Source organism: Desulfuromonas sp. CSMB_57, from assembly GCF_020194955.2.
Lineage (GTDB): Bacteria > Desulfobacterota > Desulfuromonadia > Desulfuromonadales > Syntrophotaleaceae > JAFCIY02.
Window position 1 is genome coordinate 141,022 of record NZ_JAFCIY020000006.1, and the last position, 19,297, is coordinate 160,318.

Below are 19,297 nucleotides of genomic sequence, written 5' to 3' on the forward strand. Positions count from 1 at the left end.
CCATGAGTACGACCATAGCACTGGCCGGCAACCCGAACTCCGGCAAAACCACGCTCTTCAACGCCCTGACCGGCGCGCGGCAGCACGTCGGCAACTATCCGGGGGTCACTGTGGAGCGGAAGGAAGGCTCCTATGTCGAAAACGGGCAGACCTTCAAGCTCATCGATCTGCCCGGCATGTATTCCCTGACCGCCTATTCCCTGGAGGAAGTGGTTGCCAGGGACTTTCTGGTTCAGGAGAGACCGGCGGCCATCGTCAACATCATCGATGCCTCCAACCTGGAGCGCAATCTCTACCTGACCGTCCAGTTCATGGAGTTGGGGGTGCCGGTCTGCATCGCCCTGAACATGATCGATGCAGCCCAAAAGCGGGGCATTGAAATAAATGGCGCGAAGCTTTCGGAGTTGATGGGCGTGCCGGTGGTGCCGACGGTGGCCCGTAGCGGGCAGGGCAAGTCGGAACTCATGCAGGCCACCGGCCAACTGATAATGGCCGGGAAGAAAATGCCTCCCCTCGTCATCTCCTACGGGGAGGATGTCGATCTTGCCTTGCAGGAGATGGAGCAGGAAATCGTCACCGGCTTTTCGAACTGCGCCTACCCTCCCCGCTGGCTGGCCCTGAAGATTCTCGAGAATGACGAGCAGATCCTCGATTTCTGCCAGAAGGAAAACCCGGAGCTGTATAACCGGCTGGAGGCCATCAAGGCCCGCCTCGCCCGGCATATCTCCTCCACCCTGGACACCTGCCCCGAGGCGGTTATTGCCGACCATCGCTACGGCTATATCAAGGCCATCCTGAAACAGGGGGTCATCTCCCACAATCAGGATCAGGACCGGCTGTTCATCTCCGACCGCATCGACCAGGTGGTGACCAACCGGTTTGCCGGGCCGCTGATCATGCTCGCGGTGATCATGGGTCTGTACCATTTTACCTTTACCTACAGCGAGCTGCCTGTGGCCTGGCTGGAGGGCCTGTTCGGCTGGCTGAGCGGTGTCGCCGAGGCCGGCCTGCCCGACGGCCTTCTGAAATCCCTGATCATTGCCGGCGTCATCGACGGCGCGGGCGGCGTGCTCGGCTTTGCGCCGATCATCATGTTCATGTTCTTCGGCATCGCCATCCTGGAAGATTCGGGCTACCTGGCGCGGGTCGCCTTCATGCTCGACCGGGTATTCCGCAGCTTCGGCCTGCACGGTGCGTCGGTGATGCCCTTCATCGTCTCCGGCGGTATCGCCGGCGGCTGCGCGGTGCCCGGTGTCATGGCCACCCGCACCCTCAAATCGCCGCGTGAACGCCTGGCAACCCTGCTGACCGCTCCCTTCATGAACTGCGGCGCCAAGCTGCCGGTATTCGCCCTGCTGGTGGGGGCCTTCTTCGCCCAAAACGAAGCCCGGGTCATGCTCATCATCACCCTGATTGCCTGGTGCGGCGCCCTGTTGTCCGCCAAGCTTTTGCGCTCCACGGTCATCCGGGGGGAGTCGACCCCCTTCGTCATGGAGTTGCCGCCCTACCGTCTGCCGACCTTTCGCGGCCTGCTAATCCACACCTGGGAGCGGACCTGGCAGTACGTCAAGAAAGCCGGCACCATTATCCTGGCCATTTCCATCCTGCTGTGGGCCCTGATGACTTTCCCGGGCCTGCCGGAAACCCGGCAGGAGGCCTTCGAGCAACAGCGGGAAACCGTCACCGCCGCCGCGGCCGAGGACATGGAGGAGCAGCTGCTGCGCATCGATGCGCAAGAGGCCGAAGCGGCCCTGCGCCACTCCATCGCCGGCCAAATCGGCACCGCCATGGAAAGCGTCACCTCCCTGGCCGGTTTCGACTGGCGCACCAACATCGCCCTGGTCGGCGGCTTTGCCGCCAAGGAAGTGGTGGTTTCCACCCTGGGTACCGCCTATTCCCTGGGCGAGGTGGACCCCGAGGAGACCGGCTCCCTGGCCGCCACCCTGGCCAAGGACCCGAATTGGAATCCGGTGGTCGCCTTTGCCCTGATCGTCTTCACCATTTTCTATGCACCCTGCTTTGTCACGGTGGTCTGCATCGCCCGTGAAGCCGGCTCCTGGAAATGGGGCGCCTTTTCCATCGTCTTCAACACCGCCATCGCCTTCGGGTTGGCGGTCCTGGTCTACCAGATCGGCTCCCGCGGCATCTTCGGAGCGTAATTCGACCAGAAAGAGAATTCAGTTCATCCGGCGGAAAGCACTGCGGCGACGGGTGCCGCAGCAGCAAAAAGCCGGCAAACCAGAAGGAGAAGTATTGATATGCATTCCAAGATGGAGATTAAGATGAAAAAATCCGCAAAGGCCTGGTCGTCGGTGCTGGCACTGGGCCTGTGCCTGGCTCTGCCCCCCCTGTCCCACGCCACCGAACCCGAGGCGGAAACCGGACTCGCCGAAAGGGTCGATAAACTGGAAAAATCCCTGGTCAAGGGCGGCATGAGTCGCTGGCTCGACCGCATCAGCCTGTCCGGACTCATCGAGGTGGAGGCCAATTACGAGAAATTCAAGGAATCCGGAGCCGGCAGCGAGAGTTCCAGCGACCTGACCCTGGCCACCGTGGAACTGGGCATCGATGTCGATTTCGTCAAACACGTCTCCGGCCACGTGGTGCTGCTGTGGGAGGAGGATGAAACCGAACCGCTGGACGTCGACGAAGCCTATATCCGCCTCGACGGCGAGGATGTGGTGCCGCTCTATCTGCAGGCCGGCAAGATGTATGTCCCCTTCGGCACCTTCGAAAGCCATTTCATCAGCGATCCCAACACCCTGGAACTGGGTGAAACCCGCGAATCGGCGGCGGTGATCGGCTACGCCAACGACCAGCTCGAACTGTCCTTCGGCGTCTTCAAAGGCGACACCAAAGGGCGTCACCTCAACACCTTTGTCGCCGGCGGCGCCTATACCCTGCCGGAAGAAGCGGTTCCCGGCCTGGCCCTGACCGCCGGCGCCTCCTGGATCTCCAACCTCGCCGACAGCGACGTGCTGAGCGACGAAATCGTCAGCCTCGACGACAAGATCAACGGCATCCACGCCTTTGTCATGGCCACCCTTAACGATCGCTGGACCTTGATCGCCGAATACCTGGGTGCCCTCGACAGATTTAAGGCCGGCGAACTGGCCTTCGACGGCGGGAATGCCTTAAAGCCCAAAACCTGGAATTTCGAACTTGGTTGCGCCGTCACCGACGCCCTGACCATTGCGGCCAAGTACGAAGGCGGCGACGATCTCGGCGAATTGCTCCCGGACCGCCAATACGGCGCCGTGGCCAGCTACGCCCTGTTCAAAAACACCACGCTGTCCCTCGAGTACCTGCACGGCAAATTCGAGACCGGCGACAAGCGGGATCTGGTTACCGCCCAGCTCGCCTTCGAGTTCTAACTCCCCTCCCCACCCTTATCATGGAATTTCGCAGGGCGGCCGCAAGGCCGCCCTTTCTTTTTCTTTCCGGATGTGTCTTCCCGAGTAATTCATACCAAGGAAAGCACCCGCTTTCGTCCTCGTTTTGTGGCCTATGCGTCAAAACCTTTTTAGTGATCATAGGAAAATAATTCTTTTGGTAAAGCTAATCGCGGTGGAAAAAAAGTGGCTTGCATAAACAACAGGGGAATTTCAGTCGACTGAAATCCGGAAAAAACCGGTTAAAGAAGCCTTTCTTCTGAAGGTTTTTTGGTGACGGACTTTAAGGAATAGAGTGTAAAATATGTGAGCCAGCTTGTTATGCCGAACAATTTAAATCCATCTTCGAAAAGGTGATAATCAACAATAATCTGGGAAAATTCCGAATAGTTGTCCACAATAATGTCAATAATTAATGATAACGAGAAGAATATAATTGAAAGCATTATAAAAAAGAAGTCGCTTTCGATTATCACATTTTTGAATATAAGAAAATAAATACATGTAATTGCAAGGTAGAAAAAAAGAACATACTTTTGATCTAAATTAAAATAAACAGGGAAAATCCATTCATGTACAAGAAAAAAATCATCTATCATTAAAATAGTTGTCAAGATGGCAGACGCAAGTAAAAAAAATTTTTGCAAAGGATTGCACATTTGTTTCATAGAAATCAAGAATGTAAAGAAACAGATGGTAGCCGCAGCGCACCATAAAAGAATGCCTATGTTGGAGATTGCTCCTACAAAGGGGGAGACTTGACTAATGTCTGCAGGATCTCTGGTCAGCATCCATAGAGGAATCTGTTTTTTCTTACTTACAACATATCCTGCCAGCATTAGCAGTGCCGCTGGGGTGTGAACCAAAAAGGCCAGCATCAGCCTTTTTCGAATTGGAACAACAGGATCCATCATGATTCTCCCTGTTTGGTAATGGTTCTTTCAATGGAGCAATCATCTATAAAATTAGAAAACGCCACAAAAGAACCTCAATTATCGGTGATGTGGTGGCAGATATTTTCGTTCGGCCTGTTGTAGTTCTTCGTTGTCAAGCAGTCGGAAGACTTCCTGGACCGAACTAATGGTGTTTTCAACAGTTACCAAAGACTGTTTTTGAAAAAGTTCCGCAGCCGTTTTCTGCATGGCTGCGATTCCGGAACGCAAAAGATGGTTGGCCCAGATGACCATACTGATTCCGGCTTCCCGAAACTGCACGGTCGGGGTCTGGTAATACTTGGTTGGTACGATCACAACCGGACAGGTTCCTTGCCAGGCCTTCATGAAGTTAAAAATTTCCTCGGGCGTGGATTTTTTGCTGTGCATCAGGATTGCATCGGCCCCGGCATCGCAATAGGCGGTTGCCCGCCGCAAGGCTTCCTCAATGCCCCACCCGGCTATGAACGCTTCGACACGCGCTATCAGGCAAAAATCCGGATCTTGCTGACTATCTTTGGCGGCCTTGATCTTGCCGACGAACACTTCCGTTTCTTCCAGTGGTTGGGGGATACCTTCTAGCAGGGAGTTGTTTTTGGGGAACAATTTGTCCTCGATGCAAACTGCGGCAATACCCCTTTGCTCCAGTTTCCGAATGAGGCGTCGGACGTTGTTGAAATTGCCATATCCGGTATCACCGTCGAGCATGATTGGGACAGTGGTCGCATCGCTCATGAATTCGGCAACATCCAGCACCTGCGTCCAACTGGCTTCGTTGCTATCGCGCACACCCAGTGAGGCGGAGATAGCCAAACCGCTTGCCCAGATTCCCTGGAAGCCGGCTTCCTCAGCAATTCGGGCACTCAGGCCATTGTGGGCCTCCATGATAAATTCGAGTTGAGGGGACTTAAGCAAGGCTTTGAATTGACTTGTTTTTTTCATTGTTTCCCCGGTTCCTGTTAAAATGTTGGGCTTTTCGTCACTGCCCCGGCACGGCATGGATGTTTTGTTGAACCGGGAAATTGTCGACAATTTCAATTATCCGCCGGCCGATTTCACGTTGTGAATCGACCGTCATGGCACCGATATGGGGTGTCAGGACCACGTTAGGCAGGTCTGCTAGAGGAGAAATGCGGTTTTCGCCCTCCTTCTGATGTACGTCCAAGGCGGCTCCCGCCAGCCTGTTCCGGCGCAAGGCGTTGGATAGGGCTATCTCGTCGACGATGCCACCCCTGGCCATGTTAAGGAGGAAAGCTGTTGGTTTGAGCAGGGCCAGTTCCCGCTCGCCGATGAGGCTGTTGGTGGAGGTTTTCAAAGGAACGCAAATACATAGGTAGTCAGCGGATAAGAGCACTTCCTCAAAGCTTACAAGGTGCAGTCCGTCCTTCAGAAAATTTACAGCCCGCTCGGCGGACGGATGCTCGACACAACCCTTGACCTGCATTTTCCATGCGGCTCCCATCCGTCCGAGAAGAGAACCAATGTTTCCCATGCCGACAACGCCAAGGGTTTTTTGGGCCAATAAAAAGCCGGTCAGTTGGTGCTTCGCCCAACGACCCTGCCGAAGCAGGCGATCAGCGACCAGGATCTGTCTCGAAAGAGCCAGCATAAGTCCAAAGGCCAATTCCGCTACGGCCTGTGCACCTGGTTCAGGAATGCGCAACAAGGGCAGTTGCCGCCGCTGCAAGTTTTCGAGGTCGATATTGTCCAGGCCCGAACCGGCGCGTATGAGCAGTTTTAACTCGGGCGCAGCGGCCAAAAGGCGCCCGGTAATGGAAACGCCGCTACGAAAAACCAGAACCTCACAGTCGACAATCCGGCGCTCCAGTTCCCGGTCTTCGCAATTGGTGGCGTCAATAATGTCGTGCCGGGACCGCAGAACTTCAATTGTCTGTTGATCGATAGGGCTCGCCAGAAGAATTTTCATGTCTTTCCTTTGAGATGGGGCAGAAGGGTGCACGACAAGTCTTTTAGTTCAAATAACTTTTTTTTCAGCGTTCGGTAAATGGGCGGCAGGAGATCCGCCCAGAAGGGCAACGGATCTCGCCAAGAAAAGATGGCATAGGCTTTTCGGCCACGCACTGATGATAACCATTGTTTCAATGAAAGTTGGCCACAGCGCCGGTATTGGTAGGCGGCCTGAAGGTCCTGTCGAAGATAAATCCATTTTACGCCTGTGTAGTGTTGTACACGGGTTTCGGGTAACGGCCGGCCCAGCAAGTCACAATACATGGTATAAAGCAGATCTACACCGCCAGCCTCGGCGATGGCCGACCTGCCGGTCGGTCGGCAAATGTTCGGTTCAACAATGAAATACTCCCCCGATTTTTCATCGAGCTTCATTTCTAGGTATCCGAGCCCACGAAAATTCACAGCCCGGTAAAGACGCAGGGTTTCATTTAATACCAGGTCGTTGCGGCATTCCACGCCCAGTGAACTTCTACCCATTTCCGGAGGCCATTGACGCAGTTTTTTAGCTACAAATGTCGCCAAGGGTTTGGACTCGGCATCAAAATATACATTGCAGGAATACAGATTGGAATCCGGGCCCTCTATCCAGTCTTGCAAAATGAAACACTCCGTGGCCTCTTTGAGTTTTTCATAAAGTAGTTGGAGGTCTTTTGGAGAAGAAACCTTGAACGCCTTGACATTAGAAAGACTATACCAAAGAGGGGTAATAAAATGAGGTTTAAAAACACAAGGGAACCGCAAATTCTCAATCGCTTCATCAAGATCCGATTGACTATAAATAAAAAAGGTGTTTGGAATTTTGAAACCATATTTTTGGGCATACTTATAAAAACTCAGCTTATCAATCATCATTTCCACAACTTCTGGTTGCGGTAGTTGAAAATAGAAGAATTCTTTTAAAATTTCGCGGTTTTTTGAAACAAGCAACACATCTTCTTCTCTACAAGTGTATAAAACGGATTTTTTTTGATTTTTTTTGCCAATTGATATTAAGGTTTCAAGATAATTGTCATTTTCGAGTTTAACTTTTTTGCAGCAATTTGTTCGATAAAAAGGATGATTTTGGCGATCTACAATAGAAACAACAGGTAATTTGTGTCGAAATGAAAGAATACGAGCCGCCTGAAGACTTTGAAACTCGTCAAGATTAGTCAAAACTGCAAATGGATTAACATTCGCATTGAATAACATATATGTTTTCCTTAGTTCCTGTATTGAAAACGGATATGGTTAAATTTTCTGAAACCATTGCTTGAATTGATAATTTAATTGAATTTAAATATATCGACAACAATTCAACTGTCAACTGGATGGTTTCGAAATATTTACAGATGCTTGAGAGCGCGACTGACCGACAGCATTTTCTTGGTGGGGGAAAAACGCCAGGGCGTAATCAGAGCACCTTTTCCCAACTGCAATTAATCTCGAATAGGGGTATGCCTGCGTTGAGGCGACTTGGATCAGCAGAGCGCTAGTTTTTTGGCAATGCCGCGCATCGGCGGGCTAGGCAGTGATCTTGGCATGCGTCAACCCGACGCAACAAAAACAGAAAGGGCCTGTAATCCCTTAAGATTACAGGCCCTCATAATTTCTGGTGCCGAAGGCGAGACTCGAACTCGCATGGGCTTTCGCCCGCCACCCCCTCAAGATGGTGTGTCTACCAGTTCCACCACTTCGGCTTGCAACGCAGGGAAACTTATACTGATTTCAGCTCGTCCTGTCAATAGCAAATACGCGCGGACTGGATTACTCAGCGGCCGGGGCGGTTTCCGGGGCCGGAACCGGGGCCGGCCGCTGCTCGGCCGATTCCGTAGCGGGTGCCCCCACCTGCTGGGGCATGATGCTTTCAATGCCGGGACGGGCATAGACGAAGGCGAGAACGAGGCTGGTAATCATGAAGACGGTAGCGGCCCAGGTGGTGAGGCGGCTCATGAAGTTCTTGCCGCCGGACGCGCCAAAAACGGTCTGGCTGCCGCCGGCACCAAAGGTTGCGCCGATTTCGGCGCCTTTGCCGCCCTGCAGCAGGACAATGGCGATGAGAGCCAGACATACCAACACGTGAACTATCAGCAACAGAGTAACCATTTTGAATCCACTCCTTGAATTTTCGTATGGCGATCAACTGCGGGACTTTACCACACCTGGCAGTGCCTGAAAAGAGGTTGCACGCCAAAAAGTGCGCTCAGAAACAATTCACAGGTTCTGAAAGGCGGCGATGCGGACAAATTCGTCGGCCTTCAGACTGGCGCCGCCGACCAGAGCCCCGTCCACATCGGGCTGGGCCATGAGAGCGTCGATGTTGTCGGCCTTGACGCTGCCGCCGTAAAGGATGCGGATCTCCTGCGCCAGGACATCGCCAAACATTTCCGCCAGCAGACCCCGGATGAAGCCATGGGCTTCCTGGGCCTGTCCGGTGGTGGCAGTGCGTCCGGTGCCGATGGCCCAGACCGGTTCGTAGGCGACGATCACGTGCTGCATGGACGTCGCATCCAGACCGTTGAGACCGATGCGCACCTGATGCTCCAGCACGCTGAAGGTCCGCTCCTCTTCGCGTTCCGCAAGGGTTTCGCCGATGCAGAAGATGGCCGTCAATCCGGCACCGACCACGGCCTTGACCTTGGTGTTGATGAAGCCGTCCGTTTCACCGAACAGCTGGCGGCGCTCGGAGTGGCCGACAATGACATGGCGGCAGCCCACATCCTTGAGCAGATAGGGGGACACCTCGCCGGTGAAGGCTCCCTGGGCTTCCGGATAGCAGTTCTGCCCGGCCAGGGCGACAGGGCTTTCGGACAGAACCGCGGCGACGGACGCCAGGGCCGTGAAGGCCGGTGCGACGGCCACATCCCGCTCCTTCACATCGGCCAGACCATGGGCCAGTTCCCTGGCCAGGGCCACGGATTCGGCGACGGTTTTGTGCAGCTTCCAATTGCCGGCAATGAATGGTTTGCGCATGCGGAGACTCCCTCGTTTTCCGGTTGCCAGCGGCGCGCGGAAAATCCTTCTGATTGAATAACTGTTCAGCACCGGGACTCGGGTCGCCCACCCCGAGGGTTTCTGGCGCCCGGATGGCGCCGGCCAAGCCCCAGGGATGGGTTCATGCGGCCCTCGGGATGGGCGGCGCGAGACCCTGCTCCATGCTGCTGAATAGTTGCCTGATTGAATTTAATAGTCAATGAACAACCCGATTCTCTCTGCTGCAGGCCGGCGCCCCACCCGGGAGAATCGGGTTTGGATGCAGACTTCGGTTACTTGTCGGTCAAAATGGTGATGCCGGGCAGTTCCTTGCCCTCCAGGAATTCCAGGGAGGCGCCGCCACCGGTGGAGATATGGGTCATGCGCTCGGCCAGGCCGGATTTTTTGGCCGCCGCCGCCGAATCACCGCCGCCGATGATGGAAACGGCCTTGGATTCCGCCAGAGCGCGGGCCACGGCGAAGGTGCCGACGGCAAAGGCGTCGAACTCGAAGACGCCCATGGGCCCGTTCCAGACCACGGTACCGGCCCCGGCCAGCACCCGGCTGTAGCGGGCCACGGTTTCCGGACCGATATCCAGGCCCATCCAGCCGGCCGGGAAATCCGCGTTGGTGCAGATCCGGTGTTCGGCGTCGGCCTGAAATGCAGCCGCCGCAACATGATCTTCGGGCAGCAGCAATTCGACGCCGCGCCGCGCCGCTTCCTGCATAAGCCGGCCGGCGAGGTCGATTTGTTCCTCCTCCACCAAGCTGTTGCCGAGGCTGTAGCCTTTTGCCTTGAGAAAGGTATAGGCCATGCCGCCGCCGATGAGCAGGGTGTCGACCTTGCCGAGCAGGTTTTCGATGGCCGGCAGCTTGTCACTGACCTTGGCTCCGCCGAGGACGGCCACAAAGGGGCGGGCCGGATCGGTCAGGGCCTGACCCAGGTACTGCAGTTCCTTTTCGATGAGAAACCCGGCGACGGCCGGCTGCAGCAGACGCGCCACCCCTTCCGTGGAAGCGTGGGCCCGATGGGCGGTGCCGAAGGCGTCGTTGACGTAGACGTCGGCCAGGGCGGCCAGTTGCCGGCTGAATTCGGCATCGTTCTTGGTTTCGCCGGGGTGGAAGCGGACATTCTCCAGCATCAGCACCTGGCCGTCCTGCAGGCCGTCGGCCAGAGCCCGCACTTCGGCACCGACGCAATCGGGGGCCATGATGACCGGCCGGCCCAGCAGTTCGCCCAGGCGGCGGGCGGCGGGAGCGAGGCTGAACTCCGCCTGGGGAGCGCCTTTGGGGCGGCCCAGATGGGAGGCCAGCACCAGTCGTCCGCCCTGCTCGAGGATGTAACGGATGGTCGGCAGGGCGGCGACGATGCGGGTATCGTCGGTGATGGCCCCCTGTTTGTCGAGGGGTACATTGAAATCGACCCGGCAAAATACCCGTTTGCCCTTGAGATCCACATCCTTCACGGTCATTTTACGGAACATGGCAGAACCTCCCGAATGCAGGGTGTAATAAATGGAACACTATGCCTCACCGTTCAGCACAGGGGCTCGGGACGTCCTCCCCGAGGGTGTCTGGCACCCTGGTGGCGCCGGCCAAGCCCCAGGGATGGGTTCATGGGGTCCTCGGGGTGGGCGGCGCGGCCCCCTGCTCCACGATGCTGAATAATTACCACGATGCTTGATTTTCGCGTCCGGCTACAAAGCGCACCAGGTCGACGACCCGATTGGAGTAGCCCCATTCGTTGTCGTACCAGGAAAGCACCTTGACCATGTTGCCGCCGATGACATTGGTGGACAGGGCATCGATGGTGGAGGAAGCCGGATTACCGTTGAAGTCTACCGACACCAGGGGCTCCTCGCAATAGTCCAGGATGCCTTTGAGTCGCCCTTCGGCGGCGCTTCGAAATGCGCTGTTGACCTCGTCGATGGTCACTGAACGGCCCAGTTCGGCCACCAGGGAAATCAGGGACACGTTGGGGGTCGGCACCCGTACCGCCAGACCGTCGAGGCGCCCTTCCAGTTCCGGCAGCACCTTGGCCACGGCCCGCGCCGCGCCGGTGGTGGTGGGAATCATGCTCAGGGCCGCGGCCCGGGCCCGGCGCAGGTCCTGGGCCGGATAATCCAGCACGTGCTGGCCGTTGGTGTAGGCGTGGACCGTGGTCATCATGCCCTTGACCAGGCCGAACTCCTCCAATAGCACCTTGGCCACCGGGGCCAGGCAGTTGGTGGTGCAGGAGGCATTGGAAATGACCCGGTGACGGACCGGATCGTAGCGATCCTGGTTGACGCCCAGGCACAGGGTGATGTCCTCGTTGTCCCCCGGGGCGGTGATGATGACCCGTGCGGCGCCGGCCGCAAGATGTCGGGCGGCCTGTTCCCGTTGAGTGAATTTGCCCGTCGCCTCGAGAACGAGGTCCACGCCGAGATCCCGCCAGGGCAACTGGGCCGGGTCCTGGCATTCGAACACCGGAATTTCGCGCCCGGCGACCTCCAGGGCGCCATTCGACCCGGACACGGGTTCCGGAAAGGCACCGCGCACGGAATCGTATTTCAACAGGTGGGCCAGCACCGGAGCCGGATTCAAATCGTTGATGGCAACTACATGCAGATCCTGCGCCTGCCGGCAGGCCCGGAAAATATTGCGGCCGATGCGCCCGAATCCGTTGATGGCAATTTTTACAGTCATGAATCCAAACTCCCGGTCCCTCGGCCAAAAAACTCCCGACAGGACGAAATTCGTCTTTATTTACAACAAGTTACAAATCTTTACCCCAAGGCTTGTTAACGCTTGATAATAGCCAATACAGGTCGAGGCGTCAACTGCTTTCCCCCTTGAAGGGGATTTTGCCCGGTTGAGATTTCACCATCGATATGCTATTTTCCGTGCCATGAAACAGGACCTTGAGGCATTGGACAAAATTGGGTGGTCCGTTTCCGCATTCCAAGCCCGTCGGGCACTCCCGCGGCGCTACCGGATGCCGTCTCTTCCCTGCCCCACGTCGGGTTCCGGTTACCTATTGATTTAAATGCGGTCAGCGCAGCGGTTTTGCCTTGCGGACAGCGTGGAATTCCGCTATAAAAACGGCGCCCCGCATGGGGGTGAGGAGCACTCGTGCGCATCTGTCTGCTGGCCAGCGGTAGCAAAGGCAACGCCATCTACCTGGAAACCCGGGAAACCCGCCTGCTCATCGATGCCGGCCTGTCCGCCCGTGAACTGGAGCGGCGCATGGCCGCTATCGGTGCCGACCCCGGCGCCCTGAATGCCCTGCTGGTCAGCCATGAGCACAGCGACCATTGCCGCGGCATCGGTCCCATGGCACGCCGCTGGTCCTTGCCGGTTTACCTTCACCACGCGACCCACGATGCCTTGGCAGGCGCCGGTCGCCTGGATCGGATCAGCCTGTTCGACAGCGGCGAACCCATCTCGCTGCGCGATCTGCAAATAGAAGCCGTTCCCCTGACCCACGATGCCGCGGCACCGGTGGGCTTTATTGTTCATACCCAGGCCGGCCGACTCGGCATTGCCACGGATCTGGGCCTGGGCACGCGCCTGGTCGCCGATCGCTACCAGGGTTGCCGGGCGTTGATCCTGGAGGCCAACCATGACGAAGAGATGTTGCGCGACGGCCCCTACCCCTGGCACCTGAAACAACGGATTCGCAGCCGGCACGGCCACCTGAGCAACCGGGAGTCGGCCGAATTGCTGAAGCAGCTGCTCTGGGACGGCCTGGAAGCCGTCTTTCTGGCCCATCTGAGCGAAACCAACAACCGGCCGCAGTTGGCCAAGGCGTGCGCCGAGCAGGTGCTGGCCGGACAGACGGCCTGCAATCCGCATTTGATTATGGGCTGTCAGGAGCGGCCGAGCGCCTGTTTCAACCTTTAGCGGAATTTTGAAAAACCGCCTGTAACCGCTTCAACAATTGGATTTTTTGCCGAGGAGAAGACATGGCCTGGAGAATCGAAGTAGCGCTCAAAGAGGGCATTCGCGATGCGCGCGGCGAACGCGTTCGCCGCGAGATCCGCGAGCACCTCGGAATCGAGCTGGAAGAGGTACGCACCCTGGATGTGTACACCGTCGACGCCGCCCTGACCGAGGCCGAAATCGAGGCCGCCGCCACCGGCCCCTGCTCCGACCCCGTCATCCAGCAAGCGGCGGTCAACCGTCCCCTGGCGGATCACTTCGACATGCTCATCGAAGTGGGTTTCCGGCCGGGCGTCACGGATAACGTCGGCCGCACCGCCCGCGAAGCCATCCAGTATCTGACCGGTCGTCCCTTCGCCCCGGGCGAAGGGGTCTATACTTCGGTGCAATACCTGCTGCGCGGCCACATCGATGTCGCCGCGGCGGAACGCATCGCCGCCGGCTTTCTCGGCAACGGCCTGATTCAACGCTGGACCATCATTCCCGCCGTCGATTTCGACCGGGCTCGCGGGGTGCCGGTACAGGTGCCCAAGGTGGTGAGCAGCGCCGAACCGCGGGTGATGGCCATCGACCTCGAAGTGTCGGACGAGGAACTGCTGCGCATCAGCCGGGAGGGGGTTCTGGCCCTGAACCTGGAGGAGATGAAGGCCATCCAGTCCTTCGCCGCCAACGAGAACAACCAGGCCCGGCGTGCTGCCGTGGGCCTGAGCAACCGCCTCACGGACGTGGAACTGGAAGCTCTCGCCCAGACCTGGAGTGAGCACTGCAAGCACAAGATCTTCGCCGCCAAGGTGCATTACGATGACGGCACCGGCAGGACGGAAGTCATCGACTCCCTGTTCAAATCCTTTATCGTCCGGGTCACCCGGGACGTGCGGGCCGCCAAGGGCGAGCAGGATTTCTGCCTCTCGGTGTTCAAGGACAACGCCGGGGTCATCCGCTTCAACGACGAGTGGAGCCTGGTGTTCAAGGTCGAAACCCACAATTCGCCGAGCGCTCTGGACCCCTACGGCGGTGCCCTGACCGGCATCGTCGGCGTCAACCGCGATCCCTTCGGGACCGGCATGGGCGCCCGGCTGATTTTCAACACCGACGTGTTCTGCTTTGCCTCGCCCTTCTACGATCAACCCCTGCCGCCGCGCCTGCTGCATCCGCGCCGCATCTTCGAGGGGGTGGTCGAGGGGGTCGAGCACGGCGGCAACAAGAGTGGCGTTCCCACGGTCAACGGTTCCCTCGTCTTCGACGATCGATTTGCCGGCAAGCCTCTGGTCTACTGCGGCACCGCGGCTCTCATGCCGGCCCGCATCCACGGCCGGCCGGGCCACGTCAAGCGCGCCCTGACGGGCGACCGCATCCTCATGGTCGGCGGCCGCATCGGCAAGGACGGCATCCACGGCGCCACCTTTTCCTCGGAAGAATTGCATGAGGGATCGCCGGCCACGGCAGTGCAGATCGGCGACCCCATCACCCAGCGCCGCATGTTCGACTTTTTGCTGGTGGCCCGGGATCGCGGCCTGTACAACTCCATCACCGACAACGGCGCCGGCGGCCTGTCCTCCTCCGTCGGGGAGATGGCCGAGGATACGGGCGGTTTCGAACTGCACCTGGATCGAGCGCCCCTCAAGTATCCCGGTCTGCAGCCCTGGGAAATCCTCATCTCCGAGGCCCAGGAGCGCATGACCGTGGCGGTACCGCCCGAGAAGGTGGACGAGTTCATCACCCTGGCCCGGGAAATGGACGTGGAAGCCACGGACCTCGGCCAGTTCACCGACTCCGGCTATTATCACTGCCTCTACGGGGGCCAAACCGTCTGCTACCTGCCCATGGAGTTTCTGCACCAGGGGGTGCCCCAGCTGCAACTGCAGGCCCGTTGGCAGCCGCCGGTGCTGCAGGAGCCGGAACTCAGTCAACCCCTGGACATGGACGCAACCCTGCGGCACCTCCTCGGCAGTCTCAACATCTGCTCCAAGGAGAGCGTGGTGCGCCGCTACGATCACGAGGTCCAGGGCGCGACGGTCCTCAAGCCCCTGGTCGGCATCGCCAACGACGGGCCGGCGGACGCCGCCATGATTCGGCCCCTGCCGGACTCCTTTGAAGGAGTCGTGGTGGCTCACGGCATCTGCCCGCGTTACAGCGATATCGACACCTACCACATGATGGCCTGCGCCATCGACGAAGGCCTGCGCAACTACGTGGCCGTGGGCGGCGACATCGAGCATGTGGCGGGTCTGGACAACTTCTGCTGGTGCGACCCGGTCCAGAGCGATCGGACGCCGGACGGCGAATACAAGGCCGCCCAGCTGGTGCGGGCCAACCAGGCGCTCTACGATTACTGCCTGGCCTTCGGTGTGCCCCTCATCTCGGGCAAGGACTCCATGAAGAACGACTACCAGATCGGCGACACCAAGATCTCCATCCCGCCGACGGTGCTGTTCTCGGTCATCGGCAAGATCGACGACATCCGGCGCGGGGTGACCATGGACGCCAAGCGCCCCGGCGATCTGGTCTATCTGCTGGGCGTCACCCACGATGAACTGGGCGGTTCCGAATACTATGCCATGCGCGGCCACCTGGGGCGCAATGTGCCCCGGGTCGATGCCGCCGGTGCCCTGCAGCGTTACCGGACCGTGAACCGGGCCCAGCAACGGGGCCTGCTGGCCTCCTGCCACGATCTGTCCGACGGTGGTCTCGGCGTCGCCCTGGCGGAAACGGCCTTTGCCGGCGGCCTCGGCCTGCATGTGGATCTGCGCCGGGTGCCGGTGGCCGCCGAGCTGCGCGAGGAGGCGCTGCTGTTCAGCGAGTCCGCCAGCCGCCTGCTGGTCACGGTCCGCCCCGAGCAGCAGGCCGCATTCGAGGAACTGTTCACCGGCCAGAGCTGCGCCCTGCTCGGCGAAGTGACCGCCGACCAGGAACTGCGCGTTGTCGGCTTGCGCGGCGAAATCCTGATTCGCTCGGCCATCGATGATCTCAAAGAGGCGTGGCAGTCGCCGTTAAGGGAGATGTAGAACATGTCGAAACACGTACGCGCCATTGTCATCGCCGGCAACGGCACCAACTGTGAACGGGAAACGGCCCATGCCATGCGCCTGGGCGGTGCCGAGGTGGCGGACATCGTCCACATCTCCGAACTACTGGCCGGACGGGTGCTGCTGGAGGACTATCATTTCCTGCACCTGGCCGGAGGCTTTCTGGACGGCGACGACCTGGGCAGCGCCAAGGCCGGCGCCAACCGCCTGCTGCACGCGCCGGTCAAGGGCAGCGGCGAGCACCTCAGCGATCACCTGCGGCGCTTCATCGCCGACGGCAAACTGGTCATGGGGGTCTGCAACGGTTTTCAGCTGATGGTCAAGATGGGCCTGCTGCCCGCCCTGGACGGCGATTTCCGGCAGACCACCACCCTGACCTTCAACGACTGCGGCCGTTTTCAGGATCGCTGGGTCTATCTCAAAGCCGATCCCGCCTCCCCCTGCATCTTCACCCGCGGCCTGCAGGGCATCTATCTGCCCATGCGGCACGGCGAAGGCAAACTGGTGGTGGACAGCGAGGAAACCCTGGCGCGCATCGAGAATCAGCATCTCGGCGTGTTGAAATACAGCGACTCCGAGTACCTGGCGCCGACCATGGAATTTCCCCTCAACCCCAACGGTTCGACGGCGGCCATCGCCGGTCTGTGCGATGCGACGGGACGCCTGTTCGGCCTGATGCCCCACCCCGAGGCCTACGTGCACCGGACCCAGCATCCGCGCTGGACCCGGGAGGAAAACCTGCCTGAAGCAGGCATGGGCTTGTGGCTGTACCAGAATGCCATCCGTTTTATTCGGGAGGAATTGCTCTAAGCCGAGGCGCCAACGGACCTTTTACGGTCCCTAAGGTCAAAAAATCGTCGGGAGGTGCTTCTTTCAAACTTGACGATTATGCTATAGTACAACTTTCGGCGGCGATAACCCTTGGCGCCGTCCAACCCAAGCTCCCTGGAGTACCGTTGTCCTATGTTCGACAAATTCAACGATGAATGCGGTGTTTTCGGCATATACGGCCATCCGGAAGCCGCCAACATGACCTATCTCGGCCTCTACGCCCTGCAGCATCGCGGCCAGGAAAGCTGCGGCATCGCGGCGTCCGACGGCACCCGCCTGAAGACCCACCTGGGCCGCGGCCTGGTGGCCGACGTGTTCAAGGATGATGAAATCTTCCGTCAACTGCCCGGCCAGGCGGCCATCGGCCACGTGCGCTACTCCACCGCCGGCGGCAACGACATCCGCAACTGTCAGCCCATCGCGGTCTCCTACGCCCGCGGCAGCGTCGCGGTAGCCCATAACGGCAACCTGGTCAATGCCCAGGAAGTGCGCAACGAACTGGAAGCGCGCGGGTCCATCTTCTCCACCACCGCCGACACGGAAGTCATCATCCACCTGCTGGCCCATTCCCAGAGCGACGCCCTGCCCGACCGCATCGCCGAGGCCCTGCGCCAGGTGCGCGGCGCCTACAGCCTGGTGTTCCTCACCGAAACCCGCATGGTGGCGGTGCGCGATCCCCACGGCTTCCGACCCCTGGTGCTGGGCCAACTCGGGGACGCCTTCGTGGTCGCCTCCGAGACCTGCGCCCTGGATCTCATCGAAGCCAAATTCGTGCGGGAAGTTGAAGCGGGCGAAATGCTGGTCTTCGATCAGAACGGCATGACGTCCTTCCGACCCTTCGAGCCCCAGCCCTACACCCCCTGCATCTTCGAGTTCGTCTACTTCGCCCGCCCGGACAGCACCGTCTTCGGCCGGCAGGTGTACGGCATGCGCAAGGGCTTCGGCCGCCAGTTGGCCCGGGAACACGGGGTGGAGGCGGACATTGTCATACCGGTTCCCGACTCCGGCGTGCCGGCCGCCATCGGCTATGCGGAGGAATCGGGAATTCCCTTCGAAATGGGCCTGATTCGCAACCATTACATCGGCCGCACCTTCATCGAACCGCAGCAATCCATCCGCCATTTCGGCGTCAAAATCAAGCTCAACGCCATTCGCGAGGTTTTGGCCGGCAAGCGGGTGGTGGTCATCGACGACTCGGTGGTGCGCGGCACCACCTCCCGGAAGATCATCAAGATGATCCGCCAGGCCGGCGCCAAGGAAATTCACATGCGGGTCTCCTCGCCGCCGACCAGTTACCCCTGTTTCTACGGCATCGATACTCCCACCCGCAAGGAGCTCATCGCCTCATCCCATACCAATGCGGAAATCTGCCGTTACATTACCGCCGACACCCTCGGCTACCTGTCCCTGGAAGGCATGCTGAAAGAAGCCGGTGCCCTGGAAGGCGCCCTCGGCAAATGCTGCGAGGCCTGTTTCAGCGGCAATTATCCGGTCAAATTTCCCCGCTTGAAAGCGGACACCCAACTCGGCCTGTTTTAAATCCGTACCCACCCTTACCTTTGTCCTGCTACTCTGAACCCTATGCCGGGACCGTCACCCGAGACCAAACCGGGCGGCGGTCCGCGGCATCATCCGCCACATCGGCAGCGAGGAGAGACCAGTTTGTCCAGCGAACGTGAAGAACTCAGGCAGATTATCCGGCAGCTTTCCTATGAAGAGCGGGAAGTGACCCTGGCTTCGGGCCGGAAGAGCAACTTTTATTTTGACGGCAAGCAGACCACCCTGCACCCGCGCGGTGCGTTGTTGGTGGGCAAGGCGTTCCTGGCGGAACTGGCGCACTTTTCCGGTCCGATACAGGGCGTCGGGGGCCTGACCCTGGGCGCCGACCCCATCGCCACGGCGGTGGCCATCGCCAGTTCCCTGGCCGACAGCCCGGTGCCGGGCTTCATTATTCGCAAGGAACCCAAGGGGCACGGCACCGGCCAGTGGCTGGAAGGCCGCAAGAATCTGCCGGCGGGTGCCCGGGTGGTCATTGTGGAGGATGTCTTGACCACCGGCGGCTCCGCCCTGAAGGCGGTGGATCGGGCCCGCGAGGAAGGTCTCGAGGTGGTGGGCATCATCACCCTGGTGGATCGCCAGGAGGGCGGCCGGGAAATCGTCGAGGCGACCGGCCTGTCCCTGCGCTCGGTGTTCACCAAGGCCGAAATCACGGCGGCGTAAATGAACCAAAAGGGGGCCTTTCGGCCCCCTTTTCCATAGCATCAACGTG

The 19,297-nt window shown here is 59.1% G+C and carries 14 protein-coding genes, 1 tRNA gene and 1 pseudogene; 7 read left to right on the forward strand and 9 right to left on the reverse strand.

Annotated elements, in window-relative coordinates:
* The first annotated feature begins 2 nt into the window (after positions 1-2).
* Both feoB and JQN68_RS02630 read left to right on the forward strand, forming a co-directional pair.
* On the forward strand, positions 3-2,159 hold the full coding sequence (gene feoB / locus JQN68_RS02625; RefSeq protein WP_249620997.1) for a ferrous iron transport protein B: 2,157 nt from the start codon (positions 3-5) through the stop codon (positions 2,157-2,159).
* A gap of 123 nt (positions 2,160-2,282) precedes the next feature.
* Positions 2,283-3,374, forward strand: coding sequence for an LbtU family siderophore porin (locus JQN68_RS02630; protein WP_249620998.1), 1,092 nt, complete (start codon positions 2,283-2,285; stop codon positions 3,372-3,374).
* A gap of 260 nt (positions 3,375-3,634) precedes the next feature.
* On the opposite strand, the gene JQN68_RS02635 is transcribed toward JQN68_RS02630, so the two are convergent.
* The 9 genes and pseudogenes from JQN68_RS02635 to gap all read right to left on the reverse strand — a co-directional run bounded on the left by JQN68_RS02635 (position 3,635) and on the right by gap (position 11,935).
* The gene (locus JQN68_RS02635) at positions 3,635-4,306 is read right to left on the reverse strand and encodes a DUF8692 domain-containing protein (protein WP_225071347.1); all 672 of its coding nucleotides are present in this window, start codon (positions 4,304-4,306) and stop codon (positions 3,635-3,637) included.
* A gap of 96 nt (positions 4,307-4,402) precedes the next feature.
* Positions 4,403-5,266: pseudogene (gene aepX, locus JQN68_RS02640) on the reverse strand (phosphoenolpyruvate mutase); the annotation flags it as partial.
* A 37-nt stretch (positions 5,267-5,303) separates the two neighbouring features.
* Positions 5,304-6,251, reverse strand: a complete 948-nt coding sequence (locus JQN68_RS02645; protein WP_225071345.1) for an NAD(P)-dependent oxidoreductase — start codon at positions 6,249-6,251, stop codon at positions 5,304-5,306.
* Positions 6,248-7,486, reverse strand: a complete 1,239-nt coding sequence (locus JQN68_RS02650) for a carboxylate--amine ligase (protein ID WP_225071344.1) — start codon at positions 7,484-7,486, stop codon at positions 6,248-6,250. Before JQN68_RS02650 ends, JQN68_RS02645 begins: the two co-directional genes overlap by 4 nt.
* A gap of 401 nt (positions 7,487-7,887) precedes the next feature.
* A tRNA-Leu gene (locus tag JQN68_RS02655) sits at positions 7,888-7,974 on the reverse strand.
* Positions 7,975-8,041: 67 nt separating this feature from the next.
* Positions 8,042-8,380 carry a preprotein translocase subunit SecG gene (gene secG, locus JQN68_RS02660; RefSeq protein ID WP_225071343.1) on the reverse strand — a complete coding sequence of 113 codons (339 nt, stop codon included), beginning with the start codon at positions 8,378-8,380 and terminating at the stop codon, positions 8,042-8,044.
* Positions 8,381-8,488: 108 nt separating this feature from the next.
* Positions 8,489-9,247, reverse strand: a complete 759-nt coding sequence (gene tpiA, locus JQN68_RS02665; RefSeq protein ID WP_225071342.1) for a triose-phosphate isomerase — start codon at positions 9,245-9,247, stop codon at positions 8,489-8,491.
* A 293-nt stretch (positions 9,248-9,540) separates the two neighbouring features.
* On the reverse strand, positions 9,541-10,731 hold the full coding sequence (locus JQN68_RS02670; RefSeq protein ID WP_225071341.1) for a phosphoglycerate kinase: 1,191 nt from the start codon (positions 10,729-10,731) through the stop codon (positions 9,541-9,543).
* 184 nt (positions 10,732-10,915) lie between these two features.
* Positions 10,916-11,935 carry a type I glyceraldehyde-3-phosphate dehydrogenase gene (gap, locus tag JQN68_RS02675; RefSeq protein WP_225071340.1) on the reverse strand — a complete coding sequence of 340 codons (1,020 nt, stop codon included), beginning with the start codon at positions 11,933-11,935 and terminating at the stop codon, positions 10,916-10,918.
* A gap of 426 nt (positions 11,936-12,361) precedes the next feature.
* Here gap and JQN68_RS02680 point away from each other — a divergent pair, with 426 nt between their 5' ends.
* The 5 genes from JQN68_RS02680 to pyrE all read left to right on the forward strand — a co-directional run bounded on the left by JQN68_RS02680 (position 12,362) and on the right by pyrE (position 19,248).
* Positions 12,362-13,132 carry an MBL fold metallo-hydrolase gene (locus tag JQN68_RS02680; protein ID WP_225071339.1) on the forward strand — a complete coding sequence of 257 codons (771 nt, stop codon included), beginning with the start codon at positions 12,362-12,364 and terminating at the stop codon, positions 13,130-13,132.
* Between the two features lie 62 nt (positions 13,133-13,194).
* Positions 13,195-16,176: a phosphoribosylformylglycinamidine synthase subunit PurS gene (locus JQN68_RS02685; protein WP_225071338.1), complete on the forward strand. Its 2,982-nt coding sequence runs from the start codon at positions 13,195-13,197 to the stop codon at positions 16,174-16,176.
* Between the two features lie 3 nt (positions 16,177-16,179).
* Positions 16,180-17,007: a phosphoribosylformylglycinamidine synthase subunit PurQ gene (locus JQN68_RS02690; protein WP_225071337.1), complete on the forward strand. Its 828-nt coding sequence runs from the start codon at positions 16,180-16,182 to the stop codon at positions 17,005-17,007.
* Between the two features lie 153 nt (positions 17,008-17,160).
* Positions 17,161-18,567 carry an amidophosphoribosyltransferase gene (gene purF / locus JQN68_RS02695; protein WP_225071336.1) on the forward strand — a complete coding sequence of 469 codons (1,407 nt, stop codon included), beginning with the start codon at positions 17,161-17,163 and terminating at the stop codon, positions 18,565-18,567.
* A gap of 123 nt (positions 18,568-18,690) precedes the next feature.
* On the forward strand, positions 18,691-19,248 hold the full coding sequence (gene pyrE, locus JQN68_RS02700) for an orotate phosphoribosyltransferase (RefSeq protein ID WP_225071335.1): 558 nt from the start codon (positions 18,691-18,693) through the stop codon (positions 19,246-19,248).
* The last annotated feature ends 49 nt before the right edge of the window (positions 19,249-19,297 follow it).

Excerpts from the sequence above, each read along its gene's own strand:
- feoB (WP_249620997.1), top strand. The coding sequence starts at position 3 with ATGAGTACGACCATAGCACTGGCCGGCAACCCGAACTCCGGCAAAACC.
- JQN68_RS02630 (WP_249620998.1), top strand. The coding sequence starts at position 2,283 with ATGAAAAAATCCGCAAAGGCCTGGTCGTCGGTGCTGGCACTGGGCCTG.
- JQN68_RS02635 (WP_225071347.1), bottom strand. The coding sequence starts at position 4,306 with ATGATGGATCCTGTTGTTCCAATTCGAAAAAGGCTGATGCTGGCCTTT.
- JQN68_RS02645 (WP_225071345.1), bottom strand. The coding sequence starts at position 6,251 with ATGAAAATTCTTCTGGCGAGCCCTATCGATCAACAGACAATTGAAGTT.
- JQN68_RS02650 (WP_225071344.1), bottom strand. The coding sequence starts at position 7,486 with ATGTTATTCAATGCGAATGTTAATCCATTTGCAGTTTTGACTAATCTT.
- secG (WP_225071343.1), bottom strand. The coding sequence starts at position 8,380 with ATGGTTACTCTGTTGCTGATAGTTCACGTGTTGGTATGTCTGGCTCTC.
- tpiA (WP_225071342.1), bottom strand. The coding sequence starts at position 9,247 with ATGCGCAAACCATTCATTGCCGGCAATTGGAAGCTGCACAAAACCGTC.
- JQN68_RS02670 (WP_225071341.1), bottom strand. The coding sequence starts at position 10,731 with ATGTTCCGTAAAATGACCGTGAAGGATGTGGATCTCAAGGGCAAACGG.
- gap (WP_225071340.1), bottom strand. The coding sequence starts at position 11,935 with ATGACTGTAAAAATTGCCATCAACGGATTCGGGCGCATCGGCCGCAAT.
- JQN68_RS02685 (WP_225071338.1), top strand. The coding sequence starts at position 13,195 with ATGGCCTGGAGAATCGAAGTAGCGCTCAAAGAGGGCATTCGCGATGCG.
- JQN68_RS02690 (WP_225071337.1), top strand. The coding sequence starts at position 16,180 with ATGTCGAAACACGTACGCGCCATTGTCATCGCCGGCAACGGCACCAAC.
- purF (WP_225071336.1), top strand. The coding sequence starts at position 17,161 with ATGTTCGACAAATTCAACGATGAATGCGGTGTTTTCGGCATATACGGC.